The organism is Micrococcus sp. FDAARGOS_333, assembly GCF_002206575.2.
Classification (GTDB): domain Bacteria; phylum Actinomycetota; class Actinomycetes; order Actinomycetales; family Micrococcaceae; genus Micrococcus; species Micrococcus lylae.
Genome location: NZ_NJFJ02000001.1, coordinates 1,363,258 through 1,380,178, shown reverse-complemented (window position 1 = coordinate 1,380,178; position 16,921 = coordinate 1,363,258). Strand labels below are relative to the sequence as shown.

General features: G+C 72.4%; 13 protein-coding genes, 1 tRNA gene, 1 pseudogene and 1 riboswitch. Of the genes and pseudogenes, 7 read left to right on the top strand and 8 right to left on the bottom strand.

Features of this window, described 5'->3' with window-relative positions; genetic code table 11:
• Window positions 1-13: 13 nt before the first annotated feature.
• The 5 genes from argS to CEQ11_RS06160 are packed head-to-tail and all read right to left on the bottom strand — an operon-like array spanning window position 14 to window position 5,508.
• Complete coding sequence (gene argS / locus CEQ11_RS06180) at window positions 14-1,684, bottom strand: arginine--tRNA ligase (RefSeq protein ID WP_088478074.1); 1,671 nt, start codon at window positions 1,682-1,684, stop codon at window positions 14-16.
• Window positions 1,681-3,024 (bottom strand): HesA/MoeB/ThiF family protein, encoded by a 1,344-nt coding sequence (locus CEQ11_RS06175; protein ID WP_227718763.1) that lies wholly within the window; start codon window positions 3,022-3,024, stop codon window positions 1,681-1,683. The genes argS and CEQ11_RS06175 overlap by 4 nt, the downstream gene beginning before the upstream one ends.
• On the bottom strand, window positions 3,021-3,893 hold the full coding sequence (locus CEQ11_RS06170; protein WP_227718762.1) for a thiazole synthase: 873 nt from the start codon (window positions 3,891-3,893) through the stop codon (window positions 3,021-3,023). The genes CEQ11_RS06175 and CEQ11_RS06170 overlap by 4 nt, the downstream gene beginning before the upstream one ends.
• A 2-nt stretch (window positions 3,894-3,895) precedes the next feature.
• On the bottom strand, window positions 3,896-4,141 hold the full coding sequence (thiS, locus tag CEQ11_RS06165) for a sulfur carrier protein ThiS (RefSeq protein ID WP_088478073.1): 246 nt from the start codon (window positions 4,139-4,141) through the stop codon (window positions 3,896-3,898).
• Entirely contained in the window at window positions 4,138-5,508 is a 1,371-nt protein-coding gene (locus tag CEQ11_RS06160; RefSeq protein ID WP_088478072.1) for an FAD-dependent oxidoreductase, read from the bottom strand. Before CEQ11_RS06160 ends, thiS begins: the two co-directional genes overlap by 4 nt.
• A gap of 161 nt (window positions 5,509-5,669) precedes the next feature.
• Here CEQ11_RS06160 and thiE point away from each other — a divergent pair, with 161 nt between their 5' ends.
• Window positions 5,670-6,371 (top strand): thiamine phosphate synthase, encoded by a 702-nt coding sequence (gene thiE / locus CEQ11_RS06155; RefSeq protein WP_088478071.1) that lies wholly within the window; start codon window positions 5,670-5,672, stop codon window positions 6,369-6,371.
• 43 nt (window positions 6,372-6,414) lie between these two features.
• Window positions 6,415-6,487, top strand: a tRNA-Arg gene (locus CEQ11_RS06150).
• Window positions 6,488-6,640: 153 nt separating this feature from the next.
• On the opposite strand, the gene thiD is transcribed toward CEQ11_RS06150, so the two are convergent.
• The gene (gene thiD, locus CEQ11_RS06145) at window positions 6,641-7,531 is read right to left on the bottom strand and encodes a bifunctional hydroxymethylpyrimidine kinase/phosphomethylpyrimidine kinase (protein ID WP_088478070.1); all 891 of its coding nucleotides are present in this window, start codon (window positions 7,529-7,531) and stop codon (window positions 6,641-6,643) included.
• Window positions 7,532-7,609: 78 nt separating this feature from the next.
• Window positions 7,610-7,722, top strand: a riboswitch (TPP riboswitch).
• Window position 7,723: 1 nt separating this feature from the next.
• Between thiD and thiC the strand changes: the two genes are divergently transcribed.
• Entirely contained in the window at window positions 7,724-9,478 is a 1,755-nt protein-coding gene (thiC, locus tag CEQ11_RS06140) for a phosphomethylpyrimidine synthase ThiC (RefSeq protein WP_088478069.1), read from the top strand.
• Between the two features lie 136 nt (window positions 9,479-9,614).
• Here thiC and CEQ11_RS06135 read toward each other — a convergent pair whose 3' ends face one another.
• Window positions 9,615-10,991, bottom strand: a complete 1,377-nt coding sequence (locus CEQ11_RS06135) for a YjiH family protein (RefSeq protein WP_088478068.1) — start codon at window positions 10,989-10,991, stop codon at window positions 9,615-9,617.
• 205 nt (window positions 10,992-11,196) lie between these two features.
• On the opposite strand from CEQ11_RS06135, the gene CEQ11_RS06130 reads away from it, so the two are divergent.
• The 4 genes and pseudogenes from CEQ11_RS06130 to CEQ11_RS06115 all read left to right on the top strand — a co-directional run bounded on the left by CEQ11_RS06130 (window position 11,197) and on the right by CEQ11_RS06115 (window position 15,226).
• A complete protein-coding gene (locus CEQ11_RS06130) occupies window positions 11,197-12,336 on the top strand; it encodes a hypothetical protein (protein WP_088478067.1) in 1,140 nt (379 codons plus the stop codon).
• A gap of 4 nt (window positions 12,337-12,340) precedes the next feature.
• Window positions 12,341-12,925, top strand: a complete 585-nt coding sequence (locus CEQ11_RS06125) for a hypothetical protein (RefSeq protein WP_088478066.1) — start codon at window positions 12,341-12,343, stop codon at window positions 12,923-12,925.
• Window positions 12,926-13,092: 167 nt separating this feature from the next.
• Window positions 13,093-13,755 carry a DNA-3-methyladenine glycosylase I gene (locus CEQ11_RS06120; RefSeq protein WP_088478065.1) on the top strand — a complete coding sequence of 221 codons (663 nt, stop codon included), beginning with the start codon at window positions 13,093-13,095 and terminating at the stop codon, window positions 13,753-13,755.
• A 65-nt stretch (window positions 13,756-13,820) separates the two neighbouring features.
• Window positions 13,821-15,226, top strand: a pseudogene (locus tag CEQ11_RS06115) (NAD-dependent succinate-semialdehyde dehydrogenase).
• 67 nt (window positions 15,227-15,293) lie between these two features.
• Here CEQ11_RS06115 and putP read toward each other — a convergent pair.
• Window positions 15,294-16,916 carry a sodium/proline symporter PutP gene (putP, locus tag CEQ11_RS06110; RefSeq protein ID WP_088478064.1) on the bottom strand — a complete coding sequence of 541 codons (1,623 nt, stop codon included), beginning with the start codon at window positions 16,914-16,916 and terminating at the stop codon, window positions 15,294-15,296.
• Window positions 16,917-16,921: the final 5 nt, after the last annotated feature.

Sequence of the window (16,921 nt, the reverse complement as noted above, 5' to 3'; positions counted from 1 at the left end):
ACAGCGGGCCTCCTCACATCTTGGCCGGGGCGGAGACGCCGAGCAGGTCCAGGCCGTTGCGCAGGACCTGGGCGGTGGCGTCGTTGAGCCAGAGGCGGGTGCGGTTGACGTCCTGCACTGCGCCGCGGGTGCCGTCCGGCTCCGGTGCGGGGACGATGCGGCAGGCGGCGTACCAGGAGTGGTAGGCGCCGGCGACGACCTCGAGGTGGCGGGCGATGCGGTGCGGCTCGCGCAGGCGGGCGGCCATGCCCACCACGGACGGGAACTCGGCCAGCTGGGCGAGCAGCTCGCCCTCGGTCGGGTGCGTCAGCAGGGAGGCGTCGAACGCGGAGCGGTCCACGTCGTGCGCGGCGGCGGTCTCGGCGGCGTTGCAGGCGCGGGCGTGGGCGTACTGCACGTAGAAGACCGGGTTGTCGTTGGTGGCCGAGCGCAGCAGTTCCGGGTCGATGGTGATCGGCGAGTCGGCCGGGTAGCGGGCCAGGTCGTAGCGCAGGGCGTCGCGGCCGAGCCACTCGACGAGGTCCTTGAGCTCGATGATGTTGCCGGCGCGCTTGGACAGCTTGGCGCCGTTGACGGAGATCAGCTGGCCGATGAGGATCTCGATGTTCTGCGCCGGGTCGTCGCCGGCAGCGGCCGCGATGGCCTTGAGGCGGCCGACGTAGCCGTGGTGGTCGGCGCCGAGCAGGTACACCTTCTCGGTGAATCCGCGGTCGCGCTTGTCCAGGTAGTAGGCGGCGTCGGCGGCGAAGTAGGTGGGTTCGCCGTTGGCCCGGATGAGGACGCGGTCCTTGTCGTCGCCGAAGGCGGTGGTCTTCAGCCAGACGGCACCCTCGCGGTCCTCCACGTGGCCCTGCTCCCGCAGGCGCTCGACGGCCTGGCCGATGGCGCCGGAGTCGTGGAGGCGGCGCTCGGAGGTGAACACGTCGAAGTGCACGTCGAAGGCGGTGAGCGTGTCCTTGATGTCCTGCATCTGCAGCTCGTAGGCGGCCTCGCGGACCACCGGGCGGGCGGCCTCGTCCGTGAGGTCCATGACGTCAGGGTGATCCGTGGCCACCTGGTCCGCCAGGTCCTGCACGTACTGGCCGGGGTAGCCGCGCTCGGGGACCTCGCGGCCGTGGAGGCGCGCGAGCACGGAGTCGGCGAAGACGTTCATCTGGTTGCCGGCGTCGTTGACGTAGTACTCGGCGGTGACGTCCGCTCCGGAGGCGCGCAGCAGGCGGGTGATGGCGTCGCCCAGGGCGGCCCAGCGGGTGTGGCCGATGTGCAGCGGACCGGTGGGGTTGGCGGAGACGAACTCCATGTTCACCACGTGGCCGGCCAGGGCGTCGTTGTGGCCGTAGGCCTCGCCGGCCTCCACGATCTGGCGGGCGAGCCGGCCGGCGGCCGCGGCGTCCAGGGTGATGTTGAGGAAGCCGGGGCCGGCCACGTCCACCGTCGCCACGCCCTCCTGGGCGCCCACGCGCTCGGCGAGGACGGCGGCGAACTCGCGCGGGTTCATGCCGGCCTTCTTGGCGAACTGCATGGCCACGTTGGTGGCCCAGTCTCCGTGCTCGCGGCTGCGGGGACGCTCGACGCGGACGCGATCTTTCGAGAGCTCCTCACGGAGGGTCTCCGGCAGAGCGCCATCCTTGACGGCGGCCAGCAGCTGGGCATGGATCAGGGAGGCGAGTTCTTCAGGCTTCACGGGGCCAAGTCTAGGGGCGGGACGTCCTGCGCGTCGTCCTGTGGCGCGGGGGTCCGGCCGGTGGGTTCCCGGCGGCCCTCGGCCCGCCACGCAGCCAGTCCCCCGCCGAGCGTGTGCAGGGTGTCCGCGAGCTCTGGGCGGGCATCGGCGAGCGCTGCGAGACTGCGGGTGGACCGGGCGCCGGAAGCGCACCAGAGCACCACGGTCCGCGCGCCGTCGGGTCGGAGCCGCTGCGGGTCGGCCAGCAGCTCGTCCAGCGGCAGGTGACGGTCGGCAACGCCTTCGGGCGGCTCGATCCGGTCCACCCGTCGCTCCCACCCCTCCCGGACGTCCACCAGCATCAGACCCGCGCGGGCCTGAGGGTCCGCGAACAGGGCGGCGAGCGCCGCGGGGGCCAGTTCGCCGGTGGCTTGTCCCCGCGCAGCGGCATCGGCGCCGTCGGCACGAGCAGGGGCTGTGCCGTCCTGCCGTCCCTGATCCTCGACGACGGCGGCGCATCCGGGAGCGCCGTGCGCCTCGTGCTCGCTCAGGTCCGTCACGGGTGGGCGCGCCGGATCCGGGGCGAGGGCCAGGGTGCTGAAGCGCAGGGTGAGCGCGTCCACCGTGAGCAGCCGGTCCGTGAGCGTCTCCCCCACGCCGGAGAGGTGCTTGATCGCCTCGGCCGCCATGAGGGAGCCGACGATGCCCGGCAGCACGCCGATCACGCCGGCGGCGGCGCAGGTGGGCACCTCGCCCGGCTCGGGCTCCTCCGGGAAGACGTCCCGGTAGCGCGTGTGGCCCGGGGCGAAGAGGGACAGTTGCCCGGCGAAACGCAGGATCGCTCCCCACACCGCGGGCACGCCGGCGATCTCGCAGGCGTCGGCCACCAGGTAGCGCGTGGCGTAGGTGTCCGCGCCGTCTACCACCAGGTCCATGCCGGAGACCATCTGGACGGCATTGTCCGCCGTGAGCCGCACCGGGTGCTCGACCACCCGGCACTGCGGGTGCAGATCCCGCATCCGGGCCGCGGCCGAGGCGGTCTTGGCCTCGCCCAGGGTGGACTCGCCGTGGATGACCTGGCGGTGCAGGTTGGAGCGGTCCACGGTGTCGTCGTCCACCACGTGGATCTCCCCCACCCCGGCGGCGGCGAGGTAGGCCAGCACGGGCGAGCCGAGCCCGCCGGCGCCGACCACGAGCACGCGGGAGCGCAGCAGCGCCAGCTGCGCCTCGGGACCGAAGCCGTCCAGGGTGAGCTGCCGGGAGAAACGCTCCAGCTGGGTGTCGTCCAGGTCCTCCAAGCACTGCGGGTCCCGGCGGGGCCGGGAGGAATGCCGCGGGGAGTTCAGCGGGGTCCGGCTCACCGCCCCTCCTCTCCTCCGTGTGCGGCCCTCTCCCCGGCGGCGTCCGGCGTCGGGGCGATCCGGCCCACCCGCGGCGAGGAGGCGCGGGCGTGGTCCCGGCGCGGGATGCGCCCGGCCCGGGCGGCGTGCCAGCCGGAGGCCAGGGCGAGCCGGCAGGCGTGGGCCATGCGGGCCGGGTCGGCGGCGCGGGTGATGGCGGAGGCGGCCAGGACGGCGTCGCACCCGGCCTCCATGGCCAGGGTGACGTCCGAGGCGGTGCCGACGCCGGCGTCGAGCACCACGGGCACACCGGCCCGGGCGACGATCAGCTCCAGGTGGTGCCGGTTGAGGATGCCCAGCCCGGAGCCGATGGGCGAACCCAGGGGCATGACGGCGGCGGCGCCGGCCTGCTCCAGGCGCAGGGCGGTGACGGGGTCGTCCGAGGTGTAGGCGAGCACGGTGAAGCCGTCTGCGGCCAGCCGCTCGGTGGCCTCGAGGGTCTCCACCACGTCCGGCAGCAGGGTGTGCTCGTCCGCGATGACCTCCACCTTCACCAGGTCCGTCTCCAGGGCTTCCCGGCCCAGCTGCGCGGTGAGCACGGCGTCCCGGGCGGTGTGGCAGCCGGCGGTGTTGGGCAGCACGTCGATGCCGAGGCGGTCCAGCAGCTGGACCATGGAGGCGCGGGTGTCCGTGGCCCAGCGGCGCAGGGCGACCGTGGTGAGCGTGGTGCCGGAGGCCACCAGCGCATGTTCCAGAGCGGCGAGGTCCGTGATGCCGCCGGTGCCCATGATCAGGCGGGAGGCGAGCTCGTACCCGCCGATCCGCAGGGGCGGCACGGCGGTGTTCCACCCGCTCCCGTCCGGCACGACGGTATCCGCAGCGGTGTCCACGCTCAGCCTCCCTGGACAGCGGTGACGAGGTCCACGGCCGCACCGTCCCGCGGCACCGTGGCGTCCCAGGCCGAGCGCGGCACCACGTGGCGGTCCACGGCCACGGCCACGCCGAGGCGGCCGCCGTCGGCCGCGGTGCCGTCAGCGGCGACCTCGCGGCCGATGGTCTCGGCCACGAGCTGCCGCAACGTGGTGCCGGCGGGGACCTCAGCGGACTTCCCGTTGAGGGTCAGCGTCAGGGTGCTCATGCGTGTGCGCTCCTTGCGTCGGACTGACAGGTGGTCGGGGCGTGGGCCGCGGTGCCGTCGAACCGGGCGGGGTCCGCGGCGGCCAGGGTGGCGGCCAGAGCCGGATCGATCTGCGGCAGGACACCCCCGGCGTGCTCGGCGAGCGCGCACCCGGCCTCGGCGGCCCAGGGGGCCAGCAGGATGCCGTGGCGGTGGTAGCCGGTGGACACCACGATCCGCGGGGCGTGCGGGAGGGCGCCGAGGCAGGGGCGGTCGTCCGGGGTGCCGGGGCGCGCGGCCGTGTGCACCTGGTGCAGCTCGCAGTCCCGCAGGGCGGGCACCAGGGTGCAGGCGTCCTGCAGCAGGTCCAGCACGCCGCCGGCACGGGTGCCGGCCAGCCGGTCCTCCCGGGCGGTGGCGCCGACCACCAGCGTGCCGTCCGTCCGTGGCACGAGGTACACCTGCCGGCCGTGGACGAGCCCGCGGACGGTGCGGTCGAACAGGTGGTCCTCGCCCGGCAGCAGCTGGTCGGCCGGCACACGCAGACGCAGCACGTCCCCGTGGACCGGGCGCAGTGGCAGCGGGGTCGCGGCGGGGTCCCCTGCGATCTGACCGTGGCCGAGCCCGGCGGCCAGGACCGCGACGTCGGCCGTGGCCTCCGCCTCGCCGACCGCCTCGGGGCGCCGGCCGGCATCGGCCGTGGGGACGGACTCGCCTGGCGCGTCACCCTGCACCCCGCCGTCACCGGCCGGCCGGATCCGGACTCGCACGTGCTCCTCCTCCTGCACCGCCTCGGTCACCTGTCCGGCGGTGAGTCGGGCCGACGGCGCGGGCAGGACGTCGCATGCGGGGCGGAGCAGGGCACGCAGCAGGGTCGCGGCGAGCGCCCGCGGGTCCACCTGGTGGTCGTCCGGAGCGTCCCAGCCGCCGGCGAGTCCCGGGGCGAGGGCGGGTGAGGCCGAGCGGAGGGCGCGGGCCGTGAGGGGGGTGAGGCGGCCGTCGTCGGGACCGGTGCGGGCGAGCAGGTGGGCCCAGGCGTCCCGGTCTGCGGCGTCCGCGGCCACGATCCAGGAGCCCTCGGTGCGATGCCCGGTGGAGCCCGCGCCGGCGGCGGTGAGCAGCTCGATCAGTGCCGGCCAGCCGGCCCAAGCCCGGCGCAGCAGCGGGCCGAGCGCGTCCTGGCCGTGCTGGGTCTCAGCCACCGGGGCGAGCATTCCGGCGGCGGCATGTGTGGCCCCGGCGACTCTCAGCCGGGATGGGTCCGGAGCCGGCCCGGCGAGGACAGCGGAGAGTTCGGGGGCCACGAGCTGGACGGCGTGCCCGGCGGCACGCAGGCCCACGGCGGTGGTCAGGCCGATGATCCCGGCACCGGCGACGAGGACACGCATCCCCTCGGTCTCCTCCCCACGGCGGCATGATCCGCATCGAGTCAGATGGTCGGCCTGCCGCGGGAAGCCCGGTGGGGCGGTCCCGGCCGTGTGGCCCTCTCAGCCCGGCGGTCTCGGCCCGGGCTCCCATGGAACGGCACCCAGTCTGCCACAGTGGTGGCATGTCCCATACCGATCCCGCCGCGCTGCGTGACCGCCTCGCCGACGCCCGCCTGTACCTGTGCACGGATCTGGCTCGTTTCCTGGACGCCGGAGGCGGACTGGAGAAGGACCGCTTCTCCACGTTCTGCCGCGCGGTGTTCGCCGGCGGGGTGGACATCCTGCAGGTGCGGGACAAACAGGTGCCCGTGGCGGTGGAGCTGCAGGCGCTGGCCCTGGTGCGCGAGGCCGCCGAGGCCCACAGCGTCCTGGTGGCCGCCAATGACCGCGCGGACGTGGCGCTGCTGGCTGGCGTGGATGTCTTCCATGTGGGTCAGACGGACCTGACCACGCAGCAGGCCCGTGCCGTGCTCGGCCCGGACGTGGTGTTGGGCCGGTCCTGTCACACCCCGGAGCAGGTGGACGCCGCCCTGGCCGACGGGGGGCTGGACTACTTCTGCACCGGTCCGATCTGGGAGACCCCCACCAAGCCCGGCCGCCCCGCCGCGGGGCTTCGCCTGCCGCAGTACGCCGCGACCCGGAGCGCGGAGATCGCCGCCGGCGGCGGGAAGCCGTCTCCGTTCTTCGCCATCGGCGGCATCGATGTGCCACAGGTGCCCCAGGTGCGCGCGGCCGGGGCCGAGCGGATCGTGGTGGTCCGCGCGATCACCCAGGCCGAGGACCCGGAGGCTGCGGCACGGGCGCTGCGCCAGGCGATGGTGTAGTGTTGTCGAGTCCGCCGCGTCCTGGTGACGCGCGCCGACCCCCGCCTCCGTAGCTCAGGGGATAGAGCGTTGGTTTCCGGTACCAAAGGCCGCAGGTTCGATTCCTGCCGGGGGCACTCACCGACGTCGAGCCGGGTCCACGCAGCGATGCGAGGACCCGGCTCCTCTCGTTCTCAGGCGGTGGCGCGCCCGGGCACCTCGTGCTGTCCCACGAACTGGCGAGTACTGGCCCGTGTCAGCCCCGTGAGCGCGGTGACAGGCGCGTGTTCTCACCAGGTACGTGACGGGGCCGATTGCTCGCGCTCCCGCCATCCGTGGTCCACCGGACCGTGCCAGCCGGGCAGCTCCGCCTGGCCGACCGCGAGCGCCTCACCGCGGCGCATCGCCTCGGCCAGCCACGGCTTGGCCTGCCGCAGCGCCTCCTCCCAGCCGAGCCCGGCGCCGGCGAGTGTGGCCAGCGCGGAGGCCAGGGTGCAGCCGGTCCCGTGCGTGGACCGCACGCGCTGCCAGGACCCCGTCACGACGACGGCCTCCTCCTCCGCCGCGACCAGGGCGTCCGGCACGCCGTCCGGATACTCGTCCGGGTCCAGATGGCCGCCCTTGACCAGCACGGTCACCGCGTGCCGTGCCGCCAGCTCTCCGGCGGCCGCCAGCGCGCCCTCCCAGTCCGGGAGCGTCCGCTCCGTCAGAACCTCCAGCTCCGGCAGGTTCGGTGTCACCAGGTCGGCAGCGCCCAGGAGACGTTCCCACGCGGCGGCGTCCGCGGCGGTGAGGCTGTCCCCGCTGCTGGCGACCATCACCGGATCCAGCACCACCGGGGCCGCGCAGCCCTCCAGCCACGCGGAGACCACCTCCATCACCGCCGGCGAGCCGAGCATGCCGACCTTCACTGCATCCACCGCGATGTCCGCCCCGACCGCGTCCAGCTGGTCCTGCACCGCCTCCAGCGGCAGCGGGTGCACCGCCTGCACCCCCTGTGTGTTCTGCGCCGTCACGGCCGTCACCACGGTCATCCCGTACCCGCCCCAGGCGGCGATCGTCTTCACGTCCGCCTGGATCCCGGCGCCGCCGCCGCTGTCCGATCCGGCGATGCTCAGCACCCGCGGCACGGCCCGTGCGCGCGCTGCGGCCGCTGTGAGGGCGCCCCTCTCCTCCGTCATCTGCCTGTCTCCCTTCGTCGTCGCCACGCACCCTAGCCGGTTGGATGAGACGCGCGCCACAGACTGTGGTAGTGTCCAGGGCACCCCCACGGGAGTCCCACGGCACGGGACTGAGATCAGGCTGACGCCGCCTGACAACCGTCTGAACCTGTCCGGATCATGCCGGCGAAGGAAGAAGGAGAGTGATGGCGCATGTCCGCGCCCGAGAACTACCGCACCCACCGTCTCGCCCACCTCGAGGACGCCGAGCACGGCATCCGCGTCCCCGTCACCGAGATCACCCAGGACGATTCCCCGGACGGCACCCCGAACGAGCCCCTGCGGGTCTACCGCACGATGGGCCCGGGCTGCGACCCGGAGCAGGGCCTGCCCCCGCAGCGCGCGGACTGGATCCGGGCTCGCGGTGACGTGGAGGAGTACACCGGACGTGAGCGCGACCTGCTCGACGACGGCCGCTCGGCCGTCCGCCGCGGCGCGTCCACCCAGGAGTGGCGGGGCGCCCGCCGGGCCCCTCTGCGCGCCAAGGAGGGCACGCGCGTCACCCAGATGCACTACGCCCGCCGCGGCGAGATCACCCCGGAGATGCGCTACGTCGCCCTGCGCGAGGGCGTGGATGTGGAGCTCGTGCGCTCCGAGGTCGCGGCCGGCCGGGCCATCATCCCGGCGAACGTGAACCACCCGGAGTCCGAGCCGATGATCATCGGCAAGGCGTTCGCCGTGAAGGTCAACGCGAACATCGGCAACTCGGCGGTCACCAGCTCGATCGCCGAGGAGGTCTCCAAGCTGCAGTGGGCCACCCGCTGGGGCGCGGACACCGTGATGGACCTGTCCACCGGGGACGACATCCACACCACCCGCGAGTGGATCCTGCGCAACTCGCCCGTGCCCATCGGCACCGTCCCGATCTACCAGGCCCTCGAGAAGGTCGGCGGCGACCACCAGGCCCTGACCTGGGAGATCTTCCGGGACACCGTGATCGAGCAGTGCGAACAGGGCGTGGACTACATGACCGTCCACGCCGGCGTGCTGCTGCGCCACGTGCCGCTCTCCGCGGACCGCGTGACCGGCATCGTCTCCCGCGGCGGCTCGATCATGGCCGGCTGGTGCCTGGGCCACCACGAGGAGAACTTCCTCTACACGCACTTCGACGAACTCTGCGAGATCTTCGCCCGCTATGACGTCGCCTTCTCCCTGGGCGACGGCCTGCGGCCGGGCTCCGTGGCGGATGCCAACGACGCCGCCCAGTTCGCCGAACTCGATACGCTCGCCGAGCTGACGGAGCGGGCCTGGGCGCACGACGTGCAGGTGATGGTGGAGGGTCCAGGCCACATCCCGCTGCACCTGGTGCGGGAGAACGTGGAGCGGCAGCAGGAGCTCTGCCACGGGGCCCCGTTCTACACGCTCGGCCCCCTCGTCACGGACATCGCCCCGGCGTACGACCACATCACCTCCGCCATCGGCGCCACCGAGATCGCCCGCTACGGCACCGCGATGCTCTGCTACGTCACACCGAAGGAGCACCTGGGCCTGCCGAACCGGGACGACGTGAAGACCGGCGTGATCACCTACAAGATCGCCGCGCACGCCGCGGACGTGGCCAAGGGCCACCCCGGCGCCCGGGACCGGGACGACGCCCTGTCCAAGGCCCGCTTCGAGTTCCGCTGGCGCGACCAGTTCGGCCTTTCCCTGGATCCGCAGCTGGCCGAGGAGTTCCACGACGAGACCCTCCCGGCCGAACCGGCGAAGACCGCCCACTTCTGCTCCATGTGCGGGCCGAAGTTCTGCTCCATGCGGATCAGCCAGGACATCCGCTCCGAGTTCGGCGGAGCCGACGAGCAGGCGCGCATCGCCGCGGAGGGCATGGCCGCCAAGGCCGCGGAGTTCAGGGCCGCCGGTGGCAGCGTCTACCTGCCCGAGCCCACCGTGCGCACCGCGGCCGACGCCTGAGCCGCGAGTCCGGCTCCGGGCCGGCGGTACAGTCCTGCGCGGCCGCCGCCCTCCTGACGTCCGACGCCGGCCGGTGGCCTTCTGCGGAAGGCGACCGGCCGGCGTCGTTCTGCGGGGCCGCTGCCTCTGACCTGGCTCAGTACAGCAGGTGCGCCATGCCCACGATCACCGGCAGGCAGATCACGGTGCGCAGCAGGAAGATCGAGACCAGGTGGTGGAAGCGGACGGGGATGGCCGAGCCCAGCAGCAGGCCACCGACCTCGGACATGTAGATCAGCTGGGACACGGACAGGGCACCGATGATGAAGCGGGTCATCTCCGCGGTCACGTCCGAGACGATGACCGCCGGCAGGAGCATGTCCGCGAAGCCGATGAACAGGGCCTGCGAGGCCGCCTCGGCCTCCGGGACGCCCATGAGCTCCAGCACCGGGATGAACGGGGCGCCGAGCCAGGTGAACAGCGGGGTGTGCTCGGCGACCAGCACGGCGGCGGTGCCGATGGCCATGATCACCGGCAGGATGCCCAGCCACATCTCCAGCACGTTCGAGGCGCCGGTGCGGGCGACCTCCCGCACTCCCACCTCGTCGGCGCGGCGGCGGGCGGCGTGCCAGGCACGGGACAGCAGCGGTCGCGGGTCGGAGGCGGCGGTGTCGTCCTCGTTCTCCACCTGCGGGGCACCGGGGAAGCGCTCGTCCGGGAACAGGGACAGCGGAGGGATGCGGGGCATGATCACCGCGGCCACCAGGCCGGCCACGACGATCGTCAGGTAGAACGGGCCGAACATGTGTTGCAGGGACAGCTGGCCGACGATCACGATGGTGAAGGTCACCGAGACCACGTTGAAGGTGGTGCCCATCACGGCGGCCTCACGGCGGGTGAAGTGGCCGGCCTGGTACTGCTGTCCGGTCATCAGCACACCGATGGAACCGTCGCCGAGCCAGGCGGCCAGGGAGGAGACCGAGGCGCGGCCCGGCACCGTGAACAGCGGGCGCATGACCTTGCGCATCAGTGCGCCGGCGAACTCGAGCAGGCCGAAGTCCAGCAGCAGCGGCAGCAGCAGGCCGGCGATGAGGAACACGGTGACCATCAGGGTCGCCAGGTCCATGATCAGCCCGCCGGTGTCCTCGCCCACGAGCGCCTCCGGACCGATCTGCAGGGCGGTCATGGCCCCGAGCACGAGGCCCACCACGCGGACGACGGTCCACACCGGGCCGACGTCGAACAGGGACGTCACCATGGGCCGGGCGCTCAGGTCCGGCTTCGTCAGCGCGACCACCAGGACGCCGAGCACGGAGACGGCCATCACGGTCACCGCGATCCACGGCAGCGCCGGGGCCAGCACGTCCTGCAGAGCGCCGGCGATCAGCGCGATCGGGATGGACACCCCGTCCTCGCCGGCCGGCAGCGGCACCACGAACAGGGCCAGGCCGATCAGGGACGGGATGAGGAACCAGGCCGCCGAGCGGCGGTGGGCCCCGACGGCCGACGCGGCCGCGGTGCGGGTCTCGGTCATGGAGTGCTCTCCCCTCGTCGTCGGGGCCGTTCCCCGCTCAGACACCCGGCCCACGGTATCCACCTGTGAGTTGTCCCACAAAATCACCAGGGGGACGGCCTGCCGCCCAGCGGAAGGCGCGGGAGCCGTCGTCGGGAGCGCGAGGGACCCGGCCGGCGCCGTCCCGTCCCACACGAACCTCTCCCCCAATCGTTACGGTGACCGCATGACCTCCTCCGCCGCCACCGAGCCCGCCCACGACGACGGCCGCTTCCATCGGCAGCTGCGGCCCACCGGGCCGCTGGGCATCGCCGCCACGTTCATCGGCACCACGATCGGCGCCGGCTACGCCTCCGGCCAGGAGATCCTGCAGTACTTCGTGAGCTTCGGCCTGCTCGGCGGCATGGGGGCGCTGGCGATCGCCGGCGCGCTGTTCTTCGCCCTGTCCCTGATCATCCTGCTGCTGGCCCAGCGCCTGCGCTCGACCGCCATCCACGTCCTGGTGAACCCCACCGGCTCGGCCGTGCCGACCGTCTTCACGGACGTGACCATCACGGTGTCCCTGGTGGGCACGCTGGTGATCATGCTCGCCGGCGCCGGCGCCGCCCTGTCCGGGGCGCTCGGTTGGCCGCCGCTCGTCGGAGCGGGGGCCATGGCCGTCGCCTGCGTGCTCTCCGTTCTGGCCGGCATCTCCGGCCTGGTCCGCGTTCAGGCGGTGGTGGTGCCGCTGATCATCGTGGTGGCCGTGGGCGTGGCCCTCTGGGGCATGGCGAACCCGGGGGCAGCCGTGGCCGAGGACGTGGTCGACCTGGTCAACTCCTCTCCCATGATCAACCAGTGGTGGGTCTCCGGCGTCCTCTACGTGGCCTTCAATTTCCAGCTCGCCTACGCCGTGCTGGCCCCGGTCGGCCGCATCTCCTCCTCACGCCCGGCCACCCTTGCCGCCGGCGCCGGCCTGGGCGCACTGGGGCTGATGGTGATGGCCGGTGCCATCATGCTCGCGATGACGGCGCACGCCACGCTGATCGGACGCACCGACCTGCCCATGGTGGAGCTGGCCGGGCAGATCGCACCGTGGCTCGCGCTGGTGTACACGGCCGTGCTGCTGCTCGCGCAGTTCACCACAGCCCTGTCCTGCCTCTTCGGTGCGACGGCCCGGCTGTCCTTGGTGGGCCGGCTGCGCCGCGCGCCGCGGTGGCTGCTGGCCACGGTCACCGCAGCGGTGTCCGTGGTGCTGTCGCTGATCGGCTTCTCCGACCTCATCGGGTGGGTCTACCCGGCGCTGGGCTACGCCGGCATGGTGATCATCGTGCTGATCCTCGCGCGCTGGGCCATGGCCCGGAAGGACGCGGCGAACGTAGCCTGAGCCCATGAGCACCCCTGCCGCCCGCGGCGCGAACATCGACGCCCTCGTCAAGGCCACCTCCATCGACTGGGAGGACTGGACCGCCCGGCTGGACGCCGCCGGCGGGAAGGAGCTGGACCACCGCGGACTGGCGGAGCACGCCCTCGCCGCCATCCGGGAACAGGGCGGCTGTTCCAACCCGGAGTGGTGGGCGCAAATGACCGCCGTGGCCTACGAGCAGCACACCGGACGCCGGCTGCCCGGCCAGCGCGAGGACGGCACCTTCGACGCCAACGTCTCCCGCACCGTAGCCGGGACGATGGACGAGGCGCTGGACCGCGTCGTCGAGGTCTTCCCGGCGGCGCTCGCCGAGGACGGCGCCGCCTGGACGCTGGAGGGCGAACCGCGCACCTCCGCCACCGAGAAGTGGCGCTACTGGCGCGCCGACTTCACCGACGGCACCTCCGTGGCCGTGACGATCAACGACAAGAAGGTCGCCGAGGGCGCCGCCCCCAAGGCCGCTGTGGCCCTCGGCCACGCCAGGCTCCCGTCCTCGGAGGCCGTCCTCGAGGCCAAGGCCTTCTGGAAGGGTGTGCTCGGGCGGCTCTGAGCGGATGCCCCGCACGGACGGCTCTGCCGGCCCGGCCGGGGCCGCCACGCTCCGAGGGGCCGGGCGGCACCGATGTGCCGTTCGTCCTCTCCTGCACAGGGCGCCCGCTCCCCCACACTCGCGGGGCCCGGCGCCGGCCTGCCTCGGCGGCGCCCTACGGTGGTGCCATGGACTGCGTGATCGGCGACGACGGCCTCGCCCGCCCACCCTGGGCGACGGCGGACGAGATGCTCCGCGAGTACTACGACACCGAATGGGGCCTGCCCGTCACGGACGAGGCCGGCCTCTACGAGCGCCTGAGCCTGGAGGCGTTCCAATCCGGACTGAGCTGGCGCACCGTGCTGGCCAAGCGCCCGGCCTTCCGTCAGGCCTTCGCCGGCTTCGACCCGGAGGCCGTGGCCGGGTTCGGCCCGGAGCAGGTCCAGGCCCTGCTCGCCGATCCGGGGATCATCCGGAACCGGCTGAAGGTCGCCGCGGCGATCGCCAACGCGCAGGCCACGCTGGCGATCCGGGACGAGGAGTTCGCCCCGCTGCATCCGGGCTCTCCCGGGGCGGGACACGGCTGGGACGGGGCGGGCGAGCGTCCGCACCGTGGCCTGCCCGGACTGGTCTGGGCCCACCAGCCTGCGCAGACGCCCGCCCCGGCACGCATGGACGAGGTGTCCTCGACCTCGGCGGAGTCCCGCACCCTGGCGAAGGCCCTGAAACGGCACGGGTTCCGGTTCGTCGGACCCACCACCTGCTTCGCCCTCATGGAGGCGGTGGGCGTGGTGGACACCCACCTGCTCGGCTGCTGGCGAAGGGGGACGTCGGGCGTCTGGACCGACTGACCGCCCGGACGATTGGATGGAGGGGAACGACGTTCCCGACTATCGACAGCGAAGGAGTCACCGACGTGACCGCACCCTCCACCGCCGACCGCGGCTACCGCACGCAGAACCCCGCCACCGGTGAGCTGGTCCGCGAGTACCCGACCGCCACCGACGCCGAGGTGGCCCAGGCCCTCGACGCCGCCCAGGCCGTCTTCGAACAGTGGTCCTCCCGGCCGCTGTCCGAGCGCGCCGCGATCGTCAAGCGCGCCTCCGAGCTGCTCGCCGAGCGTGCCAAGGACATCGCCGCCGTCGTGACCAAGGAGATGGGCAAACGCCTCGGCGAGGCCATCGGCGAGGTCCGCTTCTCCGCCCAGATCTTCGGCTACTACGCGGACAATGCGGCGACGCTGCTGGCGCACCAGGAGATCACCGACTTCGACGGCGGCACCGCGTACATCGAGAAGCTGCCGCTCGGTCCGATCCTCGGCATCATGCCGTGGAACTTCCCGATCTACCAGGTCGCCCGGTTCGCCGCCCCGAACCTCGTGCTCGGCAACACCGTGCTGCTCAAGCACGCCGAGATCACCCCTGAGTGCGCCCAGCTGCTGCAGAATCTGCTGGACGAGGCGGGCCTGCCGGCCGGCGTCTATCAGAACCTCTTCGCCTCGCATGACCAGGTGTCCACGATCATCGCGGACCCGCGCGTGCAGGGCGTCTCCCTCACCGGCTCCGAGCGCGCCGGCGCGGCCGTGGCCGAGCAGGCCGGCCGCCACCTGAAGAAGTGTGTGCTCGAGCTCGGCGGCTCCGACCCGTACATCGTGCTCTCCGCAGACGACGCCCGCCAGGCGGCCCGCGAGGCACTGCAGCGCCGCATGGGCAACTGGGGCCAGGCCTGCAACTCCAACAAGCGCATGATCGTCATGGAGGACCTCTACGAGGACTTCGTGGACGAGCTCGTCACCCAGGTCAAGGCCCTGAAGCCGGGCGATCCGACCGGCCGCGAGACCGACATCTACGGCCCGCTGTCCTCCGAGGCCGCGGCCGACGGCCTCGCGAAGCAGATCGCCGACGCCCGTGCCGGCGGCGCCACCGTCCACGTGGGCGGCGAGCGCGTCGAGGGCCCGACCGGCGGCGGCTTCTACCTCTCCCCCGCCGTCATCACCGACGTGGACGAGGACAACGCCGCCTACCGCGACGAGCTCTTCGGCCCGGCCTGCGTGGTCTACAAGGTCTCCTCCGCAGACGAGGCCGTGGCCCTGGCCAACGACTCCGCCTTCGGCCTCGGCTCCGCCGTGTACTCCACGGACACCGAGCAGGCGAAGCAGGTCGCCTCCCGTCTGCACGTCGGTATGGCCAACGTGAACCTGGACGCCGCCATGGGGCCCAGATGCCATTCGGCGGCGTGAAGCGCTCCGGCTTCGGCCGCGAGCTCGGACCGCTCGGCATCGACGAGTTCGCCAACAAGCGCCTCTACGCCGTGAAGGGCTGACGCCGCAGACAGAGGAAGGGCCCCGCCGGATCGGAATCCGGCGGGGCCCTTCGTGTGCGTCAGGCGATCAGACGGTCGGAGCGGCGGAGGAGCCGCCCTCGGCCGTGGTGGCCTTCGGTTCGGCGGCGGTCACCTCGTTGCCGGCGACGATGTCGATGGCGCCGGTGAACTCACGGTTGATCTCCTCGTTCACCTGGCGGGAGCGCTGGGTGAACAGGGACACCACCACGCCGAGGATCAGAGCGGTCAGGAAGCCGGGGACGATCTCGTAGAGGCCGAACCACTCCCAGGTCTTCTCATCGGCCTCGGACCAGAACCAGGCGACGGCGGCGCCGGAGACCACGGCGGCCATGGCGCCCCAGGAGGTGAACTTCTCCCAGTACAGCGACAGCAGGATCACCGGGCCGAAGGCGGCGCCGAAGCCGGCCCAGGCGAAGGAGACCAGCTCGAGCACGGAGGCTTCCGGGTTCAGGGCCAGGATGCCGGCGATCACGGCGACGATCAGCACGCCGATGCGGCCGAGCCACAGGCCGGCGTTCGGGGACGGGTGCTTGCCGACGACCTTGTACAGGTCCTCCACCAGGGCGGAGGAGCACACGATCAGCTGCGAGGAGATCGTGGACATGATGGCGGCCAGCACAGCGGCCAACACCAGGCCGGCGACGAACGGGTGGAACAGGATCGCGGCGAGCACCAGGAAGACGGTCTCGGAATCGTCCAACGTGGTGCCCGGGTTGGCCTGGAAGTAGGCGATGCCGACGAGAGCGACCATCACGGCGCCGAACACGGACAGAGCCATCCAGGCGATGCCCACGCGGCGGCCGGTGGTGGCGTCCTGCGGGGTGCGCAGCGCCATGAAGCGCACGATGATGTGCGGCTGGCCGAAGTAGCCCAGGCCCCAGGCCACGGAGGACAGGACGCCGATCAGGGTGGCGTTCTGGAACAGGGACAGGTGGTCGACCACCTCGCCCGCAGCCCTGGACTGAGCGTCCACGGCGCGGACGCCCTCGACCACGGCGTCCCAGCCGCCCATGTCCACGATCACGAAGATCGGCACCAGGAGCAGGGCGACGAACATCAGCAGGCCCTGGACGACGTCGGTCAGGGAGGCGCCGAGGAAGCCGCCGAACAGGGTGTAGAGCACGGTGATGCCGGCGACCACGAGCATGCCGGTGAGGTAGTTGATCTCCAGGCCCTCGGCATAGAAGGAGTTCGAGCCGAAGGTGGACTCCACGAACTTGCCGCCGGCCACCATGCCGGAGGAGACGTAGAAGGTGAAGAACACGAGGATGATCAGGCCGGAGACGATCCGCAGGATGTGCGTGCGGTCCTTGAAGCGGTTCTCCAGGAAGGACGGGATGGTGATCGAGTCGCCGGACACCTCCGTGTAGGAGCGCAGTCGCGGGGCGACGACCTTCCAGTTCACCCAGGCCCCGACGGTCAGGCCGATGGCCATCCAGGCTTCAACGAGGCCGGAGGCGTAGATCGCACCCGGCAGGCCCATCAGCAGCCAGCCGGACATGTCCGAGGCACCGGCGGAGAGCGCCGCGACGGACGGCTTCATGTTGCGCCCGGCGAGCATGTAGTCGTCGAGGTCGGTGTTCTGGCGAGCCGCGTACAGGCCGATGAAGATCATCGCCGCGAAATACAGCAGAATCGCCGCTATCAGGAAGACGGTGTTCAAGTCCATGATTC